The 264-nt window shown below is 55.3% G+C and carries 1 protein-coding gene; it reads right to left on the reverse strand.

Going from position 1 to position 264, the window contains the following annotated elements:
* Positions 1 to 174 (reverse strand): RsmE family RNA methyltransferase (locus tag VJI93_RS09530; RefSeq protein WP_442954001.1); only part of this gene is annotated, 174 nt, incomplete at its 3' end.
* Positions 175 to 264: the final 90 nt, after the last annotated feature.

Below are 264 nucleotides of genomic sequence, written 5' to 3' on the forward strand. Positions count from 1 at the left end.
GCTGGCGCTGGTAATTTCGGCGTCAAAGACCTGGTTGCTACCGTCAAACAATTGCAACGCCTGCCCCGGCCCCATGCGCAGTACGCGCCCGATATGGTTGGCGGCATCTTCGCAAAGCGCGATGTGAGAATGGCTGGTCAGTGGTTCAGGATGATAAATGCGGGGGATACGCATAGTTAAAAATCCGCGTCGTCTCCCCACGCGGTTGTACGCGTGGGGTAGGGGTTAACAAAAAGAATCCCGCTAGTGTAGGTTAGCTCTTTC

The sequence above is a fragment of the Parvimonas sp. M20 genome (assembly GCF_035282425.1).
GTDB lineage: Bacteria > Bacillota > Clostridia > Tissierellales > Peptoniphilaceae > Parvimonas.